The organism is Guptibacillus hwajinpoensis, assembly GCF_005144865.1.
Classification (GTDB): domain Bacteria; phylum Bacillota; class Bacilli; order Bacillales; family Guptibacillaceae; genus Guptibacillus; species Guptibacillus hwajinpoensis_A.
Map to the genome: position 1 here is coordinate 1,227,688 of NZ_SWFM01000001.1, position 20,225 is coordinate 1,247,912.

Sequence of the window (20,225 nt, forward strand, 5' to 3'; positions counted from 1 at the left end):
ATTATACATTCACATTTCGTAATGTCAACACTGATTAAAAATTGCAATTAATCGTAAGAACCCCTCTAAACATTGCTAAATATTATGGATTAACGTATATTAATATGTAACGTTACTTAATTACAATTCGGAATATACACATGAAAGGTTGAACTGTTTATGGGTAAAAGAGTCACTATGCAAGACATAGCTGATCGCTTAAACATTACGAAGAACTCGGTCTCTCAAGCACTAACTGGGAAACCTGGTGTTAGTGAACATACAAGAAGGGAAGTTTATAAGGTAGCAGATGAGTTGGGCTACAGCTATACACCCAAATCCCAGGCAAGACACTCAGATATAAAAACAGGCAATATAGCCTTAATCGCCTCAGATTTTGCCTTTTCTATGAAGAGTTTTTTTGGAGAAATATTTCTATCTGTCGAAGAAGAAGTTCAAAAACGAAATAAAAGCCTATTGCTCCAATCTGTTAACAAGTATGCGAATGAAAATTTAATCTTGCCTTCTTTTATAGAAGACAAGTCGGTTGAGGGCATTCTGATCCTCTCCCACCTTAACAATGACTACATTAACAAAGTTCTTTCCACAGGTATTCCAACTGTGTTGATTGACCACCACCATCCTACTATTCAAGCAGATTCTATTCTAACGAATAACAGATTTGGTGCTTATACTGCTGTCCAACATTTATTAGAATTGGGCCATAAGAATATTGCATACGTAGGGAATATACACTTTTCCCCAAGTTACCAAGAACGCCTTGAAGGTTACTTGCTAGCATTGAAAGATTACGGAGTAGAACCAAAAGAAGAATATCTATTTACAAATGCACTCGAAGAAGATGAAGTGATTAACAACTTTATTAGACAAGTTCCTGCCCAACCTACTGCATGGTTTTGTGTGAATGATGGTCTTGGGTATTTAGTAAACTCGGGATTAAAGTTATATGGGGTAAACGTTCCTACCGATGCTTCCATCTGTAGCTTTGATAACGGGCAGTTGTCAAAACTCTCATCACCGAGAATCACGTCGATGGATATTGATCTGAAGTTGTTTGGAAGAAAAGCTGTCGAAAAATTGTTTTGGAGAGCTGAAAACAGGAATGAGCCATTCCAAGAAACACTATTACCCGCTAAGCTTGTTGAGGGTGATTCAACCAACGTAGCACCAGAAACCAAATGTAAGAGCGAACCACACTAAGCTATTATTATGACGAACAGAAAACTTTGTTAATAAAGAAAACCATGTCTCACTCATAAGTGGCATGGTTTTTTTGTGTAAATATATCAATATACCTTTTGTAATGTAAGTAATTCTTTTTAATCCTATACTGTAATGTTAATATTGAAAGCGTATTCAAAATAACGAAGGGAATGATTACATGAAACAGGCAATTAGTCTATTAGTAACGTTTGTACTTATGATTAGTTACAGTGCTCCAACTCTCGCTAAACAGCCAAATGGAAAAGAATCGATGATTAATTTATCTCATCTTGATTCCTTGAACGAAGAGATAACAATTGATGGAACTGAAATGCTAATTACACACATTTATTCAGAGTATCCCGATTATGACTGGGTAGATGCTTCAGGTGAAGGAATTGCCGCTGTAGATGATGTTGCGCGTGCTGCAATTGTTTATTTAACTGATTATGAAAACAATAAAAACCTAGCATCTCTAGACAAAGCAAAAAAACTACTTAATTTCGTCATGTACATGCAAGCTGAAGATGGTGAGTTTTATAACTTTATATATGAAGATTTATCAATAAACAAAAATGGTTCTACAAGTAAGAAGTCATTCGACTGGTGGGCAGCAAGAGGAATGTGGGCTCTTGGTTATGGCTACAAGATCTTTGAGAAAGTAGATTCCGACTACGCACAACAATTAGAAGATCATTTCTTATTGGGGAACAAAGCACTCCAAAATGAAATGAACGATACTTACGGAGAGTATGATTTGGTTCATGGCGTACAAGTACCTAGGTGGATTACTGGTTTTGATGCCATGTCGAATGCTTTACTCGGTTTATCTGAATATTATTCGACTAAGCCAAATGAAGATGTAAAAGACTCTATGCTTAAACTAGGAACAGGGTTATCGGAGTATCAGTATGGTGATTTTGACACATATCCATATAGCGCCCATCTAGGATGGGACGGTTCCCCTACCCTATGGCACGCATGGGGAAGTAGCCAATCCTTTGCACTTGCGAAGGCTGGAAAAGTATTAAATAAGCCAGAATGGATTCAATCTGCAAAGAATGAGGCTGACAACCTTTTCACACACCTTCTCGTGACAGGTATGATAAAAGAAATGGCTCCTACTCCAACAAAAGATGAACAAATCGCTTACGGAGTAAATATGATTGTTCAAGGTTTTATGGAAACTTATAAAGCAACTAACGACGTCATATACGCTCGCTATGCAGGACTTGCAGCATCTTGGTTTACAGGGAATAACGATGCTAATTATGCCATGTACGATCCTCAAACAGGTCGAGGTTATGACGGCATTAACGGAGACACCGGCAAAGTGAATTATAATTCTGGTGCCGAATCTACTATTGAAGCATTATTCGCGTTGCAAGCCATAACGAGTAATAATAAAGCAAATAAATACCTAAATGCTCGTACCCTCAATCGATTTACAAAGTCAATTATCGAAGCAGAAACCTTTACTACGACAAAAGGTTCTCCTGAGATTATGAAACCTACTAGTCCATGGACTGGCGATGCTCTATATAGTGATGAGATTGTACTATTAGAGGACCAAGAAGCGATCAAGAAAGAAGTTAGTCTCGAGAAGGGCGAATACCTTGTATATGCGGCCATTGAAAAGAAGCATTCTCCCCAACATGAAAGCTTTCTTAACGTACAGCTTGATGGAGTCAATGTTGGTCGTGTTCTCGTTTCAAATTCCACTGCCGATAATTACCTCACTCTCATTAAGGTTGGAAAAACCTCCAGTCTTGAAAGGGGAAAACATACATTAAAGCTAAGTGCGATGGGTGAAACAGCAGTAATTGACAACATCGTTCTACAACCTGTAAAAGAGTCAGTGGTATTCTCAGTTAAAAAGAACAAGTCCATTATTTTGGAGCGAGATTTTCAAAAAGAAACAATCGAAATGAACAGATATTAACCTCAACATGAGTAATTGAAGATCCTTTATGTTGGCTTTGGCTATTTCTTAATAAAATAGGTATAACGATCGTCATTACCTCCTTTTCTTAACTGCTCCAGGTCTCATAAAACTCTACGACTACAGATTTTCATCTATTTGTATTAGAATAGAGGGAGCGAAAAATAGGAGTGGTAGAAATGGATAAAGAAATTAAACTAATTGCATTAGATATGGATGGAACACTCGTCAATCATGACGGGGATGTTTCGAAAGAAAATGAAGACGCAGTTAAGCATGCGAAGGAGCAAGGGATCCATGTGGTACTCAGTACAGGACGCTCCCTGCCGTTCTGCCGCGATATTGCTGAACAGCTTGGTCATTCGGCTTACTTAGTGACAGTGAATGGCGGGCAGATTTTTGACAAGGAGTTAAACCTTGTCGATAGCACGCACCTAACAAATGACCTAGTGAAGCGACTTTGGGAACTTAAAGTTAAGCATGATGTGTACTTCTGGTCGTCCACAACAGAAGGTGTATTCAATACGAAGAAACCATTCGATAAAGAAATTGATGATTATAACTGGTTGAAATTCGGCTTTGATATTCAAGACGATAACGTTCGGAAAGTGATTACTGATGAAGTCATGGCAAACGAAGCGCTAGAAGTAACGAACTCTAGTCCAACGAACCTTGAAATTAATCCGGCAGGTGTGAACAAAGCTGCCGCGTTGATGAAAGTATGTAAATGGCTCGATCTATCAATGGATAATGTGATGGCTGTTGGTGACAGTATGAATGATATTGCCATGATTAGAGAAGCTGGCTTCGGTGTTGCGATGGGTAACGCTCAAGAGCGCGTAAAAGAAGCAGCGAACTGGATTACAAAAGACTACACAGAACACGGCGTAGCCCACGCAATTAATCGTGTATTGAAAAAGTAGTGCCTGGCACCACCCGAATAAGCTCGATAAATGTCGAAAGGCGGCGCGATGGAGTTTCTCCACTGCGTCGCTTTTTTTTATGCTTTTCACTATCCAGTGAGCTCTCTCTATACCGATCGATGCCCCCATATTCCCTAGATCCCCAATCTTCTCTCTTTTATTGCTCTGTCACATTTAAGAGGAATGGTTTGTGAGTATGAAGCTCTTCACCTTTCTCCACATGGACTTTAAGCATGTACGTTCCTGGTTCAGAAATCTCTACTTTTCCTTCATACATACCTTCACCTTTCTCCTCCGCATCTGTGTAGGTATGCTGTTCTTCTCCTTCTCCCCAGTACTCAAAACGTACGTTAGCTTCTGTGAGCGATTGCTCTCCTTCTGTAATTGTAGTGGTGAGAAGTGTCGAACTCGTCTCATCAGCTTCTAACATGATTCCGAGCTCTGCTCCGTGGTGATCACCATGATCCCCTTCATCATCTGAGCTATCTTCTGTAATTGCGATATCTAATGTGGGCTCAGACGTTTCTTCATCTTCAGCATTACTTTCCATCGCATCACCTGCCTCAGTCGAGTTCTTGGCATTATTATTCATCTGTTCCCCACTAGTCTCATTGACCATTGTGTCATTACTTGATGAATTTTCGGCAGTGTCTGAACAAGCAGCAAGTGCTAGAAGAAACACAATCCCAATCATTAGTGATACTTTTTTCATCCTATCCCTCATCTCTTTTCTCTATATACTTAGCTAACGAAATAGGTCTGAAAATGGATCATTAAAGTTTATCAGTGATAAAAAACCCCCTCTTATAGATAAGAGGGGGTTCCTAACGAACTTATCGAATTTTACTAATTGAAAGCTTTTCTTGCACAACTTGAATCGCTTTAGCGAGTAATGGTGCAATGGATAACACTGTAATTTTATCCAGATCATCTGACTCTGGCAAGGCAATTGTATTTGTAACAACGACTTCTTTGATGTTAGATTCCGCTATTTCTTCTGTAGCATTTCCCGAGAGAACAGCATGCGTGAATGTTGCGTACACTTCCTTAACACCATGCTCCTCTAATATACGAGATGTAAAGGTTACGTTTCGGCTAGTATCGATCATATCGTCGATAATAATTGCCGTTTTGCCTTTTACATCACCAATAACATTAACAGTGGATGGTTCCCCTGTATCGTATGAGCGACGGTCAATGAGTGCAATCGGAACATCAAGAAGAGAACCAAGTTTACGTGCACGTAGAGCACTACTGTTATCTGGTGCAACAACAATAATGTCTTCTAGATTCTTTTTCTCGAAGTATTCAGCAAGAATCGGAATACCTGATACTTGATCCACTGGAATATTGAAAAACCCTTCAATTTGATTCGCATGGAGATCGACAGTCAGAACACGTGTTGCACCGGAACGCTCAAGCATGTTGGCAATAAGCTTAGCAGTTATCGGTTGTCTCGGCCCAGTTTTTCTATCTTGTCTTGCGTATCCATAATACGGTAACACAACATTAATTGTTTTAGCAGATGCTCGTTTCAACGCATCAATCATAATCAACAGTTCCATAAGGTAGTCGTTCCCTGATCCCGCAATGGACTGAACAAGATAGGTATCGCAACCACGGATGCTTTCCTCAACGTTCATGTGGATTTCTCCGTCACTGAAACGTTTTACGGAGCAATTCCCCGCTTTAATCCCAAGTACCTCAACAATTTCCTGAGCCAACTCTGGGTTCGAATTCAAAGCGAACACTTTCACATCTTCTTCATGGCGTAGCATAGCGTAGCTCCTTTATCGTTCGTTTATCGATTAGTATGAGTTTCATACGTATGTATTTCGTTTCAACTTCCTCTCCACTATACCATACACAAACGGTCAGATCTTGCTGAATTTATCCCAAATTCGATCAAATCATTACAAATTGTGTCTTGTACTTTTTCTGTATGCGCTTTAGTTTCTATATCCCCAATCAGATTATCAATCCACCTATCTCCTCCGCACCGATTGGATGATATAGAGTACAACCGAGCCCAAAATGATGGTTAGAAACAATGGCAATAATCCAGTCGAAAGACCTTCCTGTTCTCCACTTCCAATCAGGAAACTTTCTCTCGTAAGAAAGGCAAACATTATCGCAATCGTATTCTTAAGAAAATGGATTAAAGTGACAGCACTTCGATACTGCACTGCAGCGTTTTCTTCCGTAATTCCAACTATATAGTTATACACTTGTGGATATCGCTCCAAAATCGAAAGTCCGATCCATATGAACGTACCGATAAAAGGGAGTACAAGAAGCATGATTTTTGGTCCCCAATTATCTGGATTGCCTGACGTGTCAAAGTGAATAGGAACTTGTTCTGATAGTATAGACCACTTCAACAAGACATACACAAAACTAGAAAGTAGAAAAAGAATGCCAGCTATATCAAATGACTTCTGTAGAAAAGTTTTTTCAATCTCTAGCTTCAGTCTCTTTCTCATTATCTTCACTCCTTTTTTAGTTATTATATATACGTCCAATATAATAAAATGTTTCATTTATATCCCTATCCCAAAACGCGAAAAAAACCGCACCTCATTGATGCGGTTTCTCATCACATCTTCGCAACTTTCTGCGAAGCTTCATCGATTCTTTTCATTTCTTCTTCTGTTAGCTTAAATCCTAAGACTTTCACATTATCTTCTGCATGCTTTAATTTTGAAGCGCCAGGAATCGCAACAACAGTATCTCCGTGGAAGTGAACAAGCCAGTTAAGTGCAATCTGTCCTGGGCCAACTCCATAAGAAGCACCAATTTCCTTAAGTAAATTAATAAGTGGTAGGGTTTTTGCTAATCCTTGAGGCTTAAATTGAGACATGTGCTTCCTTGGTCCCGAGAGATTCGCAATTAGGTCAGGATTCTGGTGGAACTTCCCTGTTAAAATCCCCTGTTCAAGAGGAGAGTAAGCAATAATGGTAACGCCATGTTGCTTGGCAAGATCCATTACGCCGTTCGTTTCAATTCGACGATCCAACAGGCTATACTTCATTTGATTCGAAGCAAGACTTGCGCCGTGGTTGTTCAGTTCTTTAATAGCGCGGTCCATCTTATCACGGTTAAAATTACTAACGCCGATCGCACCAATTTCCCCCTGATGTAGAAGTGATGCCATCTCTTTCATTTCTTTCTCAGGAGAAGAAAACGAGAAAGGCTGATGCACTTGATGAAGATCAATTCGTCTTCCTTTTAATGCATTCTTCCTAGTTTTAATCGTTCCTGTAATAGAAGAAGCTGTTCTCAGTAATGGCCACCATTTGGTTGCGATAAGCGCTTTCTCCTCAGGGATATTCAGTCGATTTAGTGCACCAGCAAGTGCTTCTTCAGACTTTCCCTTTCCGTATGCTTCCGCTGTATCAAACCAGTTAATGCCACCATCAAGACTCATTTTGACAATTGCGTCCATGTCCTTTTCAGAGATTGTAGAGAAATAGCTTCCAATCAGTCCACTTCCCTGACTAAATTGCCAGGTACCAAGTCCAATTGGTGATATTGAATAGTCTGTTTGACCGAGTTTTCTCAAAGTCGTGCCACATCCTTTAGTTTGTCTTGAACCAAGTATAGCACCCGATAAAGTCTACCTTCTATCTTTAAGCTTTATGCTAAAGCTCTTTTTTAAAGGAATAACTAACGCATTCATATGACATCTTATCTTCATAGAAGCGATGTGCATCTTTTCGTTGAAGCCCTGAAGAAAGCGCAACTGATTCATACCCTCGATCACTTGCCCACTCTTCTATGAAGGAAAGAAGCTTCTTGCCGTATCCTTTGGATCGATGCTTCTCACTAGTTACAAGATCACATACCCAAACAGATCGTCCATTATATAACGTAATCATTGGTTTAAAACCTGTTACAGCAACGATTCGTTCCTCTTCATAAAGAGCATAGATCTGGTACATATCTTTTTCACGAGCTTCTTTAACTAGCTCTAGAAACTTCTTTTCGTCTAGATGAGGTCTCAGTTCTTTCATCACTTGAAAAGCTTCAAGCCAGTCATCCACCGTTTTCATTTCTTTAATCATTGATTTGCCTCCTGCGGTTTTTCAATGATCATCTTGTTTATAGGCTAGATTGTTCACCTAACTAACGTTCAACATAATAATTCTCCAAATTAAATAAAAATCCTTTCCACGCCCAGATTGATAACGCTTACCTCATTACTGTAAATAGCGTTGGAAATAAAAAGTGGTTTACGTTCATTCGACAGAGGTTATTACTAAAGACATGATCGCATTTATACGATATTTATTAACTTTTATGTTAGGTATCCTTACATAAAAACACAATTATCTGTAAATATCATTAAAATGAACACTAACAAAAAAATTAAAGGTGAGGTTATTTAATCCATGACTCTAACGAAGAATAGTATTCAACAAGACATCATGAAGGAAGCAAAAGAAAAGAAAGTCGAATTTATTCGCCTTGAATTTACTGACATGCTTGGCGAAACAAAAAACGTAGAACTACCAATTGAAGAATTGGAAAGTGTTATGAACAACGAAGCTATGTTTGACAGCTCTTCCATTGCAGGCTTCTCTGATATTCAGGAAAGTGACATGTATCTTTTCCCTGATCTTGAAACGTTTAAAGTTCTTCCAGATGCTGTCGATCAGGATTGTATCGCTCGCTTTGTTTGTGACATTCATACACCCGATGGCGAGCCATTTGAAGGTGACCCACGCTACATTCTTAAGAGAGCAATGAAAGAAGCGGAAGACATGGGCTATACCGTTAACGTCGGTCCAGAACCTGAATTCTTCCTGTTTAAGTTAGATAAAGAAGGATACCCAATTCGTAAAATGAATGACCGTGCTGGTTATTTCGACGCATCACCAAAAGATAAAGGTGATCAAGTCCGTCGTGATATCGTTCGTACACTTAAGAAATTCGGATTTGAAATGGAAGCTTCCCACCACGAAGTAGCACAGGGACAGCATGAAATTAACTTCCGTTTTGACAGCGTGATTAAAGCAGCTGATAACATCCAGACGTTTAAAAACGTTGTTAAAGATGTTGCAACTAACCACGACTATCATGCAACATTTATGCCGAAGCCAATCGCAGGAGAAAATGGATCAGGCATGCACTGTCACCTTTCACTCTTCACAGATGGCAAAAGCGCATTTTTCGATGAAAACGATCCAGAAGGCATTTCAACTACAATGAAACAGTTTATGGCTGGTATCCTTTCTCATGCAAATGGACTTGCTGCTATTACGAACCCGAACATTAACTCATACAAGCGTCTTGTTCCAGGTTATGAAGCACCTGTCAGCGTAGCATGGTCTCACTCTAACCGTAGCTGTATGATTCGCGTTCCTACAACTCGCGGAATGGGCACTCGCTTTGAAATCCGTAACCCGGATCCAACAGCTAACCCTTACCTAACACTTGCTGCTGTTATTCATGCAGGACTTGAAGGAATTCGTCATGAGCTTGATGCTGGTGCTCCAGAAACACGTAACTTGTATGAAGTAGCAACAGACGATGTTCCGACACTTCCAACGAACTTGAAAGAAGCAATTAAAGCTCTTCGCGAAGATAAAGTTGTGATGGAAGCACTAGGCGACCACACTTCAAAAGTTTACATTGAAGAGAAAGAAAAAGAATGGATCGAGTACTCCCTAAATGTTAGTCAATGGGAAGTTGATCGCTACATGAATAAGTAATCAAAAAACGAGCTGTCTCATGGAGAGACAGCTCGTTTCTTTGTTCTATATTGTTGCTTGATGCTTTCGTTTGCAATCTTTCAGCTTCTGATAAAGAACGATCTTTTCATCTAATCGTTTACTTAGAAGAAGGATTTTCCCACTTGAATAATCATCTACTTCTTTCCCAAGATCATAAAGCACCATTCGCAAATTATAGATTTCATGTTCAAGCCGCTGCAATAACATAGCGCTCTCCCTTACTATCTGTCTTTTCATTAGAGTAACATAAATCCCACTAACAAATTTCATTTTTTTACATTTTACAAAGTTTTTTACATTAGAAAGGAGCTTTTCTTGGGCTTTGTTGCTATTAAAATTGTGGTTGATTTGCGCTACAGGATGCTCGCTTTCCGCGGGGCGGGCGGTGAGCCTCCTCGTCGCTAACGCTCCTGTGGGGTCTCACCTGTCCCGCTAGTCCCGCAGCAGTCGAGCATCCTTCCGCTCCAATCAGCGAGCTGTAGGGTTTTATTCAACAATTGTTTCAAAAGCAACAATCTTTTAGAAAAGAGCCTTTAAAAAGATACAATCCATTTCCAATGGAAATTTGAAAACATTGAATACTTGAACATTATTTGAAATGATTGACCATCTTTTTGTTGACTGTTATGATTCTCGTTATAAATTTATCCTAAAAGCTCCACCTTGTATAAGTTCAGGAATATGGCCTGAACGTTTCTACTAGCTACCGAGAATGGCTTGTCTACAAGGAATCATGAATACTTCATATTCCTTGTGATTTGACTCTGGTTCCTAGCCAGAGTCTTTTTTCTATTTGTTTGAAATCAGGAGGGTACACAACATGAGGAACTTCTTCCAGTTTACTGAGAGAGAAACAACCTATAGAAAAGAAACACTAGCCGGTATTACTACGTTTCTTTCTATGGCTTATATACTAGTCGTCAATCCGATTATCCTGAGTGAAGCAGGAATTGATAAGGGCGCGCTCTTTACAGCCACCGCCTTGTCAGCCATCGTTGGTTCATTATTGATTGGACTTCTCGCTAATTTCCCAGTCGGCATTGCGCCGAGCATGGGACTTAATTCATTCTTTACCTTTTCAGTTGTCATTGGTATGGGGATTGATTGGGAGGTTGCGTTAACAGGTGTGTTTATTGCAGGTATCATTTTTATGATCCTTAGTTTGCTCAAAATTCGCGAGAAAATAATCAATGTCATTCCACAGGATCTTAAGCATGCAATCGCAGGCGGGATCGGCTTTTTCATTGCATTCATTGGTTTAAAAAATGCTGGTATTGTTGTAAGTAATGAAGCAACATTCATTTCTATTGGACAGCTAACAACTCCTACCACTGCTCTTTCCGCTTTAGGATTCATTATTACATTAATGATGCTGATTAGAGGCATACGTGGTGGAATCTTCTATGGGATTGTCATTTCAACGATAATTGGAATGATCATTGGACTCGTCCAGGTCCCAACTTCTATTGTTGGCCAGGTTCCGAGTCTTGAGCCGACGTTCGGTGTTGTATTTCAGCACCTAGATGATATTTTCACACCTGAGATTCTTGCTGTTATTTTCACTTTTTTATTTGTCGCTTTCTTCGATACAGCTGGTGCCCTCATTGCAGTGGCCAGTCAAGCTGGACTAATGAAAGACAATAAAATTCCGAATGCTGGTCGAGCACTCCTTGCTGACTCTACCTCAGGTGTCATTGGCGCTATTTTCGGTACATCGACAACTGCTTCTTTCGTTGAATCATCAGCTGGTGTCGCAGTTGGTGGGCGTACGGGCTTCACTTCCGTAGTGATTTCAATCTGTTTCTTTATCGCTCTCTTCTTCTCACCAATTCTTGGCGTTATTACACCCGAAGTTACAGCACCGGCGCTTATTATCGTTGGTGCCCTTATGGCTACCGAAGTGAAGCATATCAACTGGAACCGATTAGAAGTCGTCATTCCGGCATTTGTGACGATCATTATGATGCCACTCACGTTTAGCGTTGCGACAGGAATTGCACTTGGCTTCATTCTTTATCCGTTCGCGATGATTGCAAAAAAGGATTGGAAACAAGTTCATCCGATTATGTACACACTTGGCTTTCTTTTTATTCTTTATTTCATCTATTTATAAAGGAAAACAGCTCGCTTGTGCGAGCTGTTTCTTTGTTATACAAAAAAAGTGTTCACTCAAACCCATACACTTTCATAATTTAATTGAAAACAAGTGAAGGTGCCTAATGAAAAAAACATTTGGAACAGCTTTAAACTGCATTGATGGTAGAACGCAAATTCCAGTCACAAAATGGTTAAAGAGACATTTTAACGTGGATTATGTAGATTTAATTACAGAACCTGGAATGGATCGGGTGTTAGCTCACGGACCTTGCTATGAAATCGAAAGAATAAGAAAGAATGCGATCATTTCGATAGAAGCTCATTACTCAAACGTTATTGCGGTTGTAGGACATCATGATTGTGCTGCAAATCCAGTAAGTGTCTGTCAGCATTTTCGAGATATTGAAGCATCCGTCCATACGGTAAGAACATGGTGCTTGCCTGTTATAGTTGTAGGTCTATGGGTTGATGAATTCTCTACTGTACACGTTATTTGTTCTTAACGGCTTTACCAAATCAATAATTGACGAGAGGGCTATACTTAGCCCTCTTGTCTTTTCAACTATTGCTTATCTTTGTAAGGAGTCGAAATTTCTCCTCCATTGCTCTGCTTTCTCGAGCGCGATAAGATCTTCTTTCACTTCACCAGGCTTTACTCCACTTCCAATAATATAATCGACAAACTCCATATTCACGAACTCAAAAATGTAGTTAAACTGTTGTATAAGTGGGAGCCCCTTCACTTTCGCACTGCTTCCGCCTGTTACAACAACATAAGCTTTCTTCTTAGTAAGCTCTTCTTTCAAGTTAAGGTTCTTATCTCGTAAGTATTGCGACCACCGATCAAAGAAATTCTTCATTGGACCACTCATCCCGTACCAGTATAGAGGTGTCGCGAAAATAAGCGTATCATGTGTCAAAAGTAAGTGAAGCAGTTCTTCATAATCATCATCTACTGGAGAGAAACCAGCCTCATTATGTCTTTCATCAATAATTGAATTTATTTGCTTATCAGATAGGGACACAACCGTGTGGTCCGTTCCCTCTAGAACCCTTTCAGTTAGATACTGGGAGTTTCCGTTTGGTCGTGTACTTCCTAATAGTGCTAAGATTTTCAACTATGATCTCTCCTTTACAATCCTGCAAGTGATTTAACAGTTTTTTGTTCTAAAAGGCATCTGTACGATATATCTTAATGCTTTTTCTAGCAATCCGTTCATGTAACTTTTTATCCTTTAGTAACAATTAACAGAAGCACTTCTCCATACATATCTTGTTAATGTGTCTTCCAATATATGTTCTCGTTTGTTTGCAGTATACCATTGCACGTATCATTGGAGTTATCTATAATTACTGATACATACTATCAATAATTTTGATGGGGGGGGGATTGAAATGGACTTAAATTATTTCTATACATTTAAAGAAGTGGTTAGATCGGGGAGCTACACTCAAACTGCAGAAGAGCTTGGCTATGCTCAATCGAGCGTAACAACACAAATCAAGAAACTTGAAGAGCATTATCAGGTTAAACTCTTTGAGCGAGTGGGTAGGAATATGCGTTTAACACAATCAGGAGAACAGCTTTATGACTATGTTAAGGGCATCATTAAGCTAGCTGACGAAGCTGAAGAACAGCTACGGAATGATTCGAATTTAAGGGGGACTGTTCGAATCGGTACAGTTGAATCTTTAGCTGCTTATTTCATTACACCTTATATTAAATCGCTTAAGCAAAAGCATCCTGAATTGAGAATTCTATTTGAATCGGGGCTATGTCCTAACTTAATTGAAGGCACAATGAATGGTACCTATGATATAGCTATTCTACTTGATCGTCTTCAAAAGCATCCTGGATTAACGACGATTCCGATACGACAGGAAGAAATGGTGCTAATTGCCCCCCCCCACCATCCGCTAACAAAACTTAACGAAGTCACGTTGAAAAAGCTTGAAACAGAAACGCTTATCTTAACTGAAGAAGGTTGCTCTTATCGTGTCCTCCTTGAACAGTTATTACGAGAGGAAGAGGTACAAGCAAAATCCATCATTTCATTCAGCAGTCTAGAAGCGATCAAACAATGCGTAGCTGATGACCTCGGTATCGCCCTTCTCCCAAGAATAGCTGTTGAGCGAGACGTCCAAAGTGGAAAGGTTGTTGCGCTCCCCTTTCAGCAAAATGAAATCAAGATCTATACTCAGGTTGTGTATCAAAAGAATAAATGGATTTCACCACCTTTAAAACAATTCATTTCTCTATTGGAAGAATAGACTCTATTATTTCTTTAATTGAAGAGATGGTGTCCAGTACTAACCTGGAGACCGAAAGCACTCCCTCTATATCGTTAAATTTTGACCTCTATAGCTACACTAGAATATTTTACCTTACTATAGGAGGAGACTGTTCAGGTTGCCTTCTCTTTTATGATTCACATTTCACCCTAGCCCTTTTCTTTGACAACATATCAGAACCGATATATAGTTAACATAACAAGGGGAGTAGCGACCGGTAACGGCTAATGAATCATCAATACGGTATTTCGATACCTGGTTCATTGGACTAAGTTTTTAGTACGCAAGACCTTGGTACAAGTTTATTGTGCCAGGGTCTTTTTGTATGCGCTGGCGGAGAGGAGCAACATATGATTATTCTTATCTTTCTACTTGCAGCCGCCGTTGTTGTAGGTGCCGCTATTTACCTTAATCAGTTCGGTGATGTTATTAGCAAAAAATCTTCCTTAAGCGGTGCTGTTGTTGGTACCTTCCTCATTGCAGGTGCTACTTCACTGCCGGAATTAACAACAAGCCTAACCGCTGTTTATATCGATAACCCTGATATTGCAGTTGGAAACATGCTTGGCAGTAACGTTTTCAACCTATTAATTCTAGCCGTGATTGATTTAATCTATCGAAAGCGAAGATTATTTCAGAAGATCAACACGAAAGCAAATGTTCCATCAGCACTTGTTGGTTTTCTATTTCTCATCATCTTAATAGTGTCACTTCTAATTCCAGGGACGATCTCTCTTTTTGGTGTAGGCATTGAGATGATGGTGATCGTCCTACTGTATGTACTATCGATGAAATACATTTCAAATGATGACAGTGAGTCGGAAGATGTTCCGACCAAAGATTACTCTCTTCGTACGGCTGTCATCGGTTTTGTTGTCGCTGCTCTAATTGTCTTTGTATCGGGTAGTATTTTATCGATATCAGGTGATCGACTTGCAGAAGCAACAGGTATGAATGCTAGTTTCGTTGGAAGTTTTCTAATTGCGGCCTCCACATCGCTACCAGAGCTCGTTACAGTACTTGCTGCTTTTAAACTAGCAAACTATAACATGGCAATTGGCTCTATTCTCGGTAGTAACTTATTCAACATTCAATTGCTAGTTCTTACAGACGCGCTATACCGTAAAGGTCCTATTTTTGAGGCCGTGGGTGTGTCACACATCTATACTGCAAGTCTAGGACTTGTGATGACGATCGTCATTCTCTATTTGCTTTTGCGACCATCCGTGATTCGCAACCAGTGGCGCTATGCTGCCCCGTCTCTCGCGATGGCTTTGTTGTACATTGTTGCTTCATATGTATTGTTCTAAAAAAAGAAGCGTGCTGGCTAGCCAGCACGCTTCTTTTTTACGTTCATACCTCAATAGTCAATCCTCGAATCCGCCGTCTGAATGAATGATTTGCCCTGTTATCCACCTCGCAGAATCGCTCACGAGAAAGCCAACAAGGCGAGCAGCATCTTCAGGAGTGCCTATACGTCCGGTTGGAAATTTCGGTCTTAAGAAATCCTGTGTTTCCTTATCCATACACCCCGAGTCAGTTGGACCAGGATCGATCGCATTCACTGTAATATGGGACGAAGCAAGCTCAGTAGCAAGTGACTTTGTAAAAGCTGAGATTGCTCCTTTTGTCGTAATATAAGCAATGTTTCCAGGTTGTGGACTCTTGTCCTGCCCCGATACAAAATTAACAATTCTACCACTAGATTGTTCTTTCTTAAGCTGTTTCGCAAATTCTACTGTTAACATACATGTTCCCCTTACATTAACTGCACAGTGACGATCAAACAATTCAGTTGTTACCTCTTCATGCCCAACCTCAACACAAAAAGTTGCATTATTTACTAGGACCGACAGCTTTCCTGGCATCTTCGCCACTTCGTTTAGAAGTCGCTTTGGCGCATCTTGATCACTTAAATCAAGCTCCACCGATGCAGCGCTAACACCAAGGTTACGTAATTCACGTTTAAAGTCCTCTGCAAAGTTCTGATCTGCATCTTCATATCCAGTTGCTTGATCATATCTAGAAAGATGTGTGAAAAAGATGTTCATTCCATTGTTAGCTAATTCACGACAGATCGCAGCTCCAATTCCTTTAGGTCGACTTGCCCCTGTGACGATTGCTATTAGATTCTTTCTTGATTTATTCATCTATTTTTCCTCCTAATGAAGGAACTCGCTGACCACGATGAAAGGAGATGATACTATCTAATAAGAGCAGAGACCACTATTAGGTATCTGCCCTGACCGTTTATCAATCATGAACGCGGCATTCCCTGTCATGGTAGTAATCGTCAGACCTATCCCTTTGCAGGTATAGATTTATCTAATTCATTCACCATTACAGGATTTGTCCACACATACTCATGATCCCCTTTCCATATATCTCCACCACCCACTATAGCAAACGCTTTCAATCGAAACAAGACATTCATGTTTACCTACACAAAGCACACTCTCCTCCACTAAATACTCTTAATTCGAGAAGTATGAGTTTGAAACGACCATTACGGTGGAACTACATTAGTATTACTTCTACTTCGAGGAGATAACTTTATGCACAATAAGGAGGGAGTCATTCAGCGACTAGTCTGTAAAGACAGAGATTGCTTGAATGAACTTTACGACAAATACATACATCACATTCAGCGTATCATTTCAAACAGTGGCTTAGATCCTATAGATCATGAGAAAATAATCTCTCGAATTTTTCTTGCGATCTGGTCATCCCCAGAGATCCTCAACAAAGAGAAACACATCTCCGTTGCCATTACAAAACTATGTCTGACTCTTACAAAAGCAGAATTGACTAGTGTTAGTTGAAAGAGGTAGACACTCTATCGAACAGAACCAGTTGAATTTCGCTAGCCTCTTTAAGATCACCCTCTGCCCCCTTCTGATGAGTTCGAGCCGAATTATCACAACTTTATTTTACTGGTTCATCCTCAAGCAAATATTCTCTAGACAACACTTGAAACAGTAAAAAATGGTATACTTATTCATATAGAGCCGTCAGCACAAGCTTTGAATAGGAGGATATTCTTGAATGCAACGAAACAAAGAACTTCATAAATTCTTATTAAATAGAGCAGAACAACTTACAGAAGAATGGTATGAATCATTAGATAAAAGCGGCACAGGCGTATACGCTTCAACTGATCCCGAAGCCATCCGTAAGCTTAAGGCTCAGAATTTTGAATTTCATCAACACTTATGTAAAATTTTCATAATGGAAAAAGAAGCATTTTTTAAAGAGTTTGATGATTGGGTCATTGAGATCGGAAGAGACCCAGAACATCTGAACACACCTACCTATCTCATTATGAGAGAGTTCTTGCGAGTTCGTGAACAATATTTGGGCTTTATTAATGATTTTGTTGACTCTTTAAAAACACCTGTCTCTCAAGAATTGATTGATATTTGGAAATTTGCTGTTATTGAAGCAATTGATGTTGTCATGACAAACGTGGTTGAGGAGAAAAACAAGCACCTTAACAAACGCATTGAGGAGCAACAGCAAACGATCAATGATTTAAGCTCACCGCTTATCGATCTTCCAGAAGGAAAAGCGTTACTACCATTAGTTGGGGACATTGATTCTGATCGAGCAACAGCCATTCTAGATAATACGTTACAAGGCTGCACAACTAAGCGTGTTGATCATCTATTCATTGATCTATCTGGTGTTTATCTTGTTGATACACGAGTTGCACAACAAATCTTTCAGCTCATTACTGGACTAAAATTAATTGGTGTAACCACAACACTTTCAGGACTTCGCCCAGAAATCGCCCAAACTGCCGTCCAGCTTGGCATCGATTTTGGAGAAATTAACATTACTTCAAACCTCGCAAGTGCAATTTCGATGGGAACAAATTAATAGTTCAACAAACATTCAGTATCCGCTCTTCGCCGAAGAGCGGATACTTTTATACATTGCCTCTCTAAAATCCACTTATATAAGTCTCCACATACCAACTTCACCAAGAGCAAATGCGTTCGAGGTTTTGAATACCATTAGTTTTGTATAAAAATTTACAGTTTGTTAAGAAAAATCTATCACTCTCTAAACAATCTTCCTTCATTGTATGAAATATACAATGACAGGGAGGAAGAACATTGAAAAAAACACCACTCGCACTCGCAACAATTGTATCTCTATCACTCGTTACAGGTTATCCATCATCCTCATCCGCTGAGAAGGAACAGCTAAATACCTATTCAGACCAAAAGGAACTGGCCATCTCACTCGTTGGAAGATATAAAAGCGGAGCAGCTCTTGATGAAGGTGGAGCAGAAATAGTTGATTACGATAAAAAGCATCAGCGTGCTTTTGTTGTAAACGGAGCTAATCAATCTTTAGATATTCTTGATCTTTCCTCTTCTACTGGAAATAACGAAATACCGCTTTATAAGAAAGTGTTTCTAAAAGACATTGACTTAGGCTCGTTTGTCCCTGGTGATTTGACAAGTGTTGCTGTCCATCCAACATCAGAATACGTTGCTGTTGCGATACCTGCAGAAGAGAAATCAGATAAAGGAATGGTCGCTCTATTCCAAGCAAATGGCGATTTCATTAAAGCATATGAAGTAGGCTCATTACCAGATATGGTCACGTTTTCGCCTAATGGAAAACAGCTTGTTGTTGCAAACGAAGGTGAACCTAAAGATGACTACTCCGTTGATCCTGAAGGGAGTGTTTCCATCATCGACGTAAGCAATGGGCCTCTGAACGCTAATGTGAACACAGTCGGATTTAGTTCTCTCGATGAAAAAATGATCGATGAGGATGTTCGTGTGTTCAGTCCCGATGCTACACCTGCTCAGGATTTTGAACCAGAATACATACAGGTGACCCCTGACAATCAAAGAGCCTATATATCTCTGCAAGAAAATAATGCGATTGCAGAGCTTGATTTAGAAACACAAACCTTCACAAGTGTGAATAGCCTCGGCTTCAAGGATCATTCCATTGTAGGGAACGGACTGGATGCTTCTAATAAATCAGATGAGGTTGATATTAAGCAAATGCCTGTACTTGGTATGTATCAACCAGATGGCATTGTACTTTATTCTGTCGAGGGGAAAAATTACATCATTACGCCAAACGAAGGCGATTCAAGAGATTACACTGGCTATTCTGAGGAAACTCGCGTAGCGGATCTCGAAGCTGACACAGGTCACGCCATTCAATTAGATGCAGATCATTATGAAGGCTTTACTCAGGAAAAACTTGATAAAATGGTGAAAGACGGCTTATGGAATGAAGAACAGCTCGGGCGCTTGAAAGTAACAACCGCAAATGGATTGAATGAACATGGAGAATTCGAAGCTCTTTATAGTTATGGAGGTCGATCCTTCTCTGTCTATGAAACAGAGAACTTCGAACAGCTCTATGATAGCGGTGACGAGTTTGAGCAAATTACAACTCAGGCACTGCCGAAAAACTTTAATTCAAGTAATGATGATAATGCGTTCAAAGACCGTAGTGATGACAAAGGACCTGAGCCAGAGACCGCTGAAGTTGGCGAAATTAATGGAAAGCTGTATGCCTTTATCGGACTAGAACGGCAGGGTGGGATCATGGTATATGATATCGATAACCCAGAAGAGCCTCAGTTCGTGACGTATTTTACTAGCCGTGACTTTTCATCTGAAGATGGATCTGTAAAAGGAGATAGTGCTCCCGAAGGACTCAAATTCGTAGCAGCAGACGACAGTGCAACGGGTAAGGCGATGCTCCTTGCTGCTCATGAAGTGAGTGGTACGGTTGCTGCTTACGAGGTTGAAAACTTATCTGGTGAAAAGAAACTCGGAGGTACTGTTCGAGAAGAAACAACTTCTGTTAGTTCTAAAGCAGGGGAAAACAACGTACCTGAATGGATTGAATACGTATATGAAAAACTGGGAATTAAGTAGTTTAACAGCAATTATGGTGAGAGTTATGAAGTAGAAGAAACTAATAAGTAGAAGTATAGATTAATAGGGTGCCATTTAACAAATCCCCTCTCAATATTGGAGGGGATTTTGTTGT

19 protein-coding genes and 1 riboswitch are annotated in these 20,225 nt (G+C 39.8%); of the genes, 11 read left to right on the forward strand and 8 right to left on the reverse strand.

Annotated features, from left to right (window positions below):
- Positions 1-159 precede the first annotated feature (159 nt).
- The 3 genes from FBF83_RS06140 (at position 160) to FBF83_RS06150 (ending at position 4,068) form a co-directional block, all read left to right on the forward strand.
- A complete protein-coding gene (locus FBF83_RS06140) occupies positions 160-1,200 on the forward strand; it encodes a LacI family DNA-binding transcriptional regulator (RefSeq protein ID WP_136946209.1) in 1,041 nt (346 codons plus the stop codon).
- 181 nt (positions 1,201-1,381) lie between these two features.
- Positions 1,382-3,145, forward strand: a complete 1,764-nt coding sequence (locus FBF83_RS06145) for a hypothetical protein (protein ID WP_136946210.1) — start codon at positions 1,382-1,384, stop codon at positions 3,143-3,145.
- Positions 3,146-3,309: 164 nt separating this feature from the next.
- Complete coding sequence (locus tag FBF83_RS06150; protein WP_420875118.1) at positions 3,310-4,068, forward strand: Cof-type HAD-IIB family hydrolase; 759 nt, start codon at positions 3,310-3,312, stop codon at positions 4,066-4,068.
- Between the two features lie 157 nt (positions 4,069-4,225).
- On the opposite strand, the gene FBF83_RS06155 is transcribed toward FBF83_RS06150, so the two are convergent.
- The 5 genes from FBF83_RS06155 to FBF83_RS06175 form a co-directional block, all read right to left on the reverse strand.
- Positions 4,226-4,780 carry a FixH family protein gene (locus FBF83_RS06155; protein ID WP_169525212.1) on the reverse strand — a complete coding sequence of 185 codons (555 nt, stop codon included), beginning with the start codon at positions 4,778-4,780 and terminating at the stop codon, positions 4,226-4,228.
- 121 nt (positions 4,781-4,901) lie between these two features.
- Positions 4,902-5,846 carry a ribose-phosphate diphosphokinase gene (locus FBF83_RS06160; RefSeq protein ID WP_136946213.1) on the reverse strand — a complete coding sequence of 315 codons (945 nt, stop codon included), beginning with the start codon at positions 5,844-5,846 and terminating at the stop codon, positions 4,902-4,904.
- Positions 5,847-6,053: 207 nt separating this feature from the next.
- Positions 6,054-6,551 carry a DUF1648 domain-containing protein gene (locus FBF83_RS06165; protein ID WP_169525213.1) on the reverse strand — a complete coding sequence of 166 codons (498 nt, stop codon included), beginning with the start codon at positions 6,549-6,551 and terminating at the stop codon, positions 6,054-6,056.
- Between the two features lie 113 nt (positions 6,552-6,664).
- Positions 6,665-7,630: an aldo/keto reductase gene (locus tag FBF83_RS06170; RefSeq protein ID WP_240687991.1), complete on the reverse strand. Its 966-nt coding sequence runs from the start codon at positions 7,628-7,630 to the stop codon at positions 6,665-6,667.
- A gap of 79 nt (positions 7,631-7,709) precedes the next feature.
- A complete protein-coding gene (locus FBF83_RS06175; RefSeq protein WP_136946216.1) occupies positions 7,710-8,132 on the reverse strand; it encodes a GNAT family N-acetyltransferase in 423 nt (140 codons plus the stop codon).
- 327 nt (positions 8,133-8,459) lie between these two features.
- On the opposite strand from FBF83_RS06175, the gene glnA reads away from it, so the two are divergent.
- The gene (gene glnA / locus FBF83_RS06180) at positions 8,460-9,782 is read left to right on the forward strand and encodes a type I glutamate--ammonia ligase (RefSeq protein WP_136946217.1); all 1,323 of its coding nucleotides are present in this window, start codon (positions 8,460-8,462) and stop codon (positions 9,780-9,782) included.
- Between the two features lie 45 nt (positions 9,783-9,827).
- Here the strand turns inward: glnA and FBF83_RS06185 are convergent, their stop codons facing one another.
- Positions 9,828-10,010 (reverse strand): aspartyl-phosphate phosphatase Spo0E family protein, encoded by a 183-nt coding sequence (locus FBF83_RS06185; RefSeq protein WP_136946512.1) that lies wholly within the window; start codon positions 10,008-10,010, stop codon positions 9,828-9,830.
- A 436-nt stretch (positions 10,011-10,446) separates the two neighbouring features.
- A riboswitch (purine riboswitch) is annotated at positions 10,447-10,547 on the forward strand.
- Between the two features lie 76 nt (positions 10,548-10,623).
- On the opposite strand from FBF83_RS06185, the gene FBF83_RS06190 reads away from it, so the two are divergent.
- A complete protein-coding gene (locus FBF83_RS06190) occupies positions 10,624-11,916 on the forward strand; it encodes an NCS2 family permease (RefSeq protein WP_136946218.1) in 1,293 nt (430 codons plus the stop codon).
- A gap of 106 nt (positions 11,917-12,022) precedes the next feature.
- The gene (locus FBF83_RS06195; protein WP_136946219.1) at positions 12,023-12,403 is read left to right on the forward strand and encodes a carbonic anhydrase; all 381 of its coding nucleotides are present in this window, start codon (positions 12,023-12,025) and stop codon (positions 12,401-12,403) included.
- A 66-nt stretch (positions 12,404-12,469) separates the two neighbouring features.
- Here the strand turns inward: FBF83_RS06195 and FBF83_RS06200 are convergent, their stop codons facing one another.
- Positions 12,470-13,018, reverse strand: a complete 549-nt coding sequence (locus tag FBF83_RS06200; protein WP_136946220.1) for a flavodoxin family protein — start codon at positions 13,016-13,018, stop codon at positions 12,470-12,472.
- A 277-nt stretch (positions 13,019-13,295) separates the two neighbouring features.
- Here FBF83_RS06200 and FBF83_RS06205 point away from each other — a divergent pair, with 277 nt between their 5' ends.
- Positions 13,296-14,171 (forward strand): LysR family transcriptional regulator, encoded by an 876-nt coding sequence (locus tag FBF83_RS06205; protein ID WP_136946221.1) that lies wholly within the window; start codon positions 13,296-13,298, stop codon positions 14,169-14,171.
- Between the two features lie 371 nt (positions 14,172-14,542).
- On the forward strand, positions 14,543-15,502 hold the full coding sequence (locus FBF83_RS06210; protein WP_136946222.1) for a sodium:calcium antiporter: 960 nt from the start codon (positions 14,543-14,545) through the stop codon (positions 15,500-15,502).
- Between the two features lie 57 nt (positions 15,503-15,559).
- Here FBF83_RS06210 and FBF83_RS06215 read toward each other — a convergent pair whose 3' ends face one another.
- On the reverse strand, positions 15,560-16,342 hold the full coding sequence (locus FBF83_RS06215; protein ID WP_136946223.1) for an SDR family oxidoreductase: 783 nt from the start codon (positions 16,340-16,342) through the stop codon (positions 15,560-15,562).
- Positions 16,343-16,747: 405 nt separating this feature from the next.
- Here FBF83_RS06215 and FBF83_RS06220 point away from each other — a divergent pair, with 405 nt between their 5' ends.
- The 3 genes from FBF83_RS06220 to FBF83_RS06230 all read left to right on the forward strand — a co-directional run bounded on the left by FBF83_RS06220 (position 16,748) and on the right by FBF83_RS06230 (position 20,110).
- Positions 16,748-17,014: a hypothetical protein gene (locus FBF83_RS06220; RefSeq protein WP_136946224.1), complete on the forward strand. Its 267-nt coding sequence runs from the start codon at positions 16,748-16,750 to the stop codon at positions 17,012-17,014.
- A gap of 223 nt (positions 17,015-17,237) precedes the next feature.
- Positions 17,238-18,071 (forward strand): STAS domain-containing protein, encoded by an 834-nt coding sequence (locus FBF83_RS06225; RefSeq protein WP_136946225.1) that lies wholly within the window; start codon positions 17,238-17,240, stop codon positions 18,069-18,071.
- Between the two features lie 239 nt (positions 18,072-18,310).
- Positions 18,311-20,110 (forward strand): choice-of-anchor I family protein, encoded by a 1,800-nt coding sequence (locus FBF83_RS06230; protein ID WP_136946226.1) that lies wholly within the window; start codon positions 18,311-18,313, stop codon positions 20,108-20,110.
- Positions 20,111-20,225 lie beyond the last annotated feature (115 nt).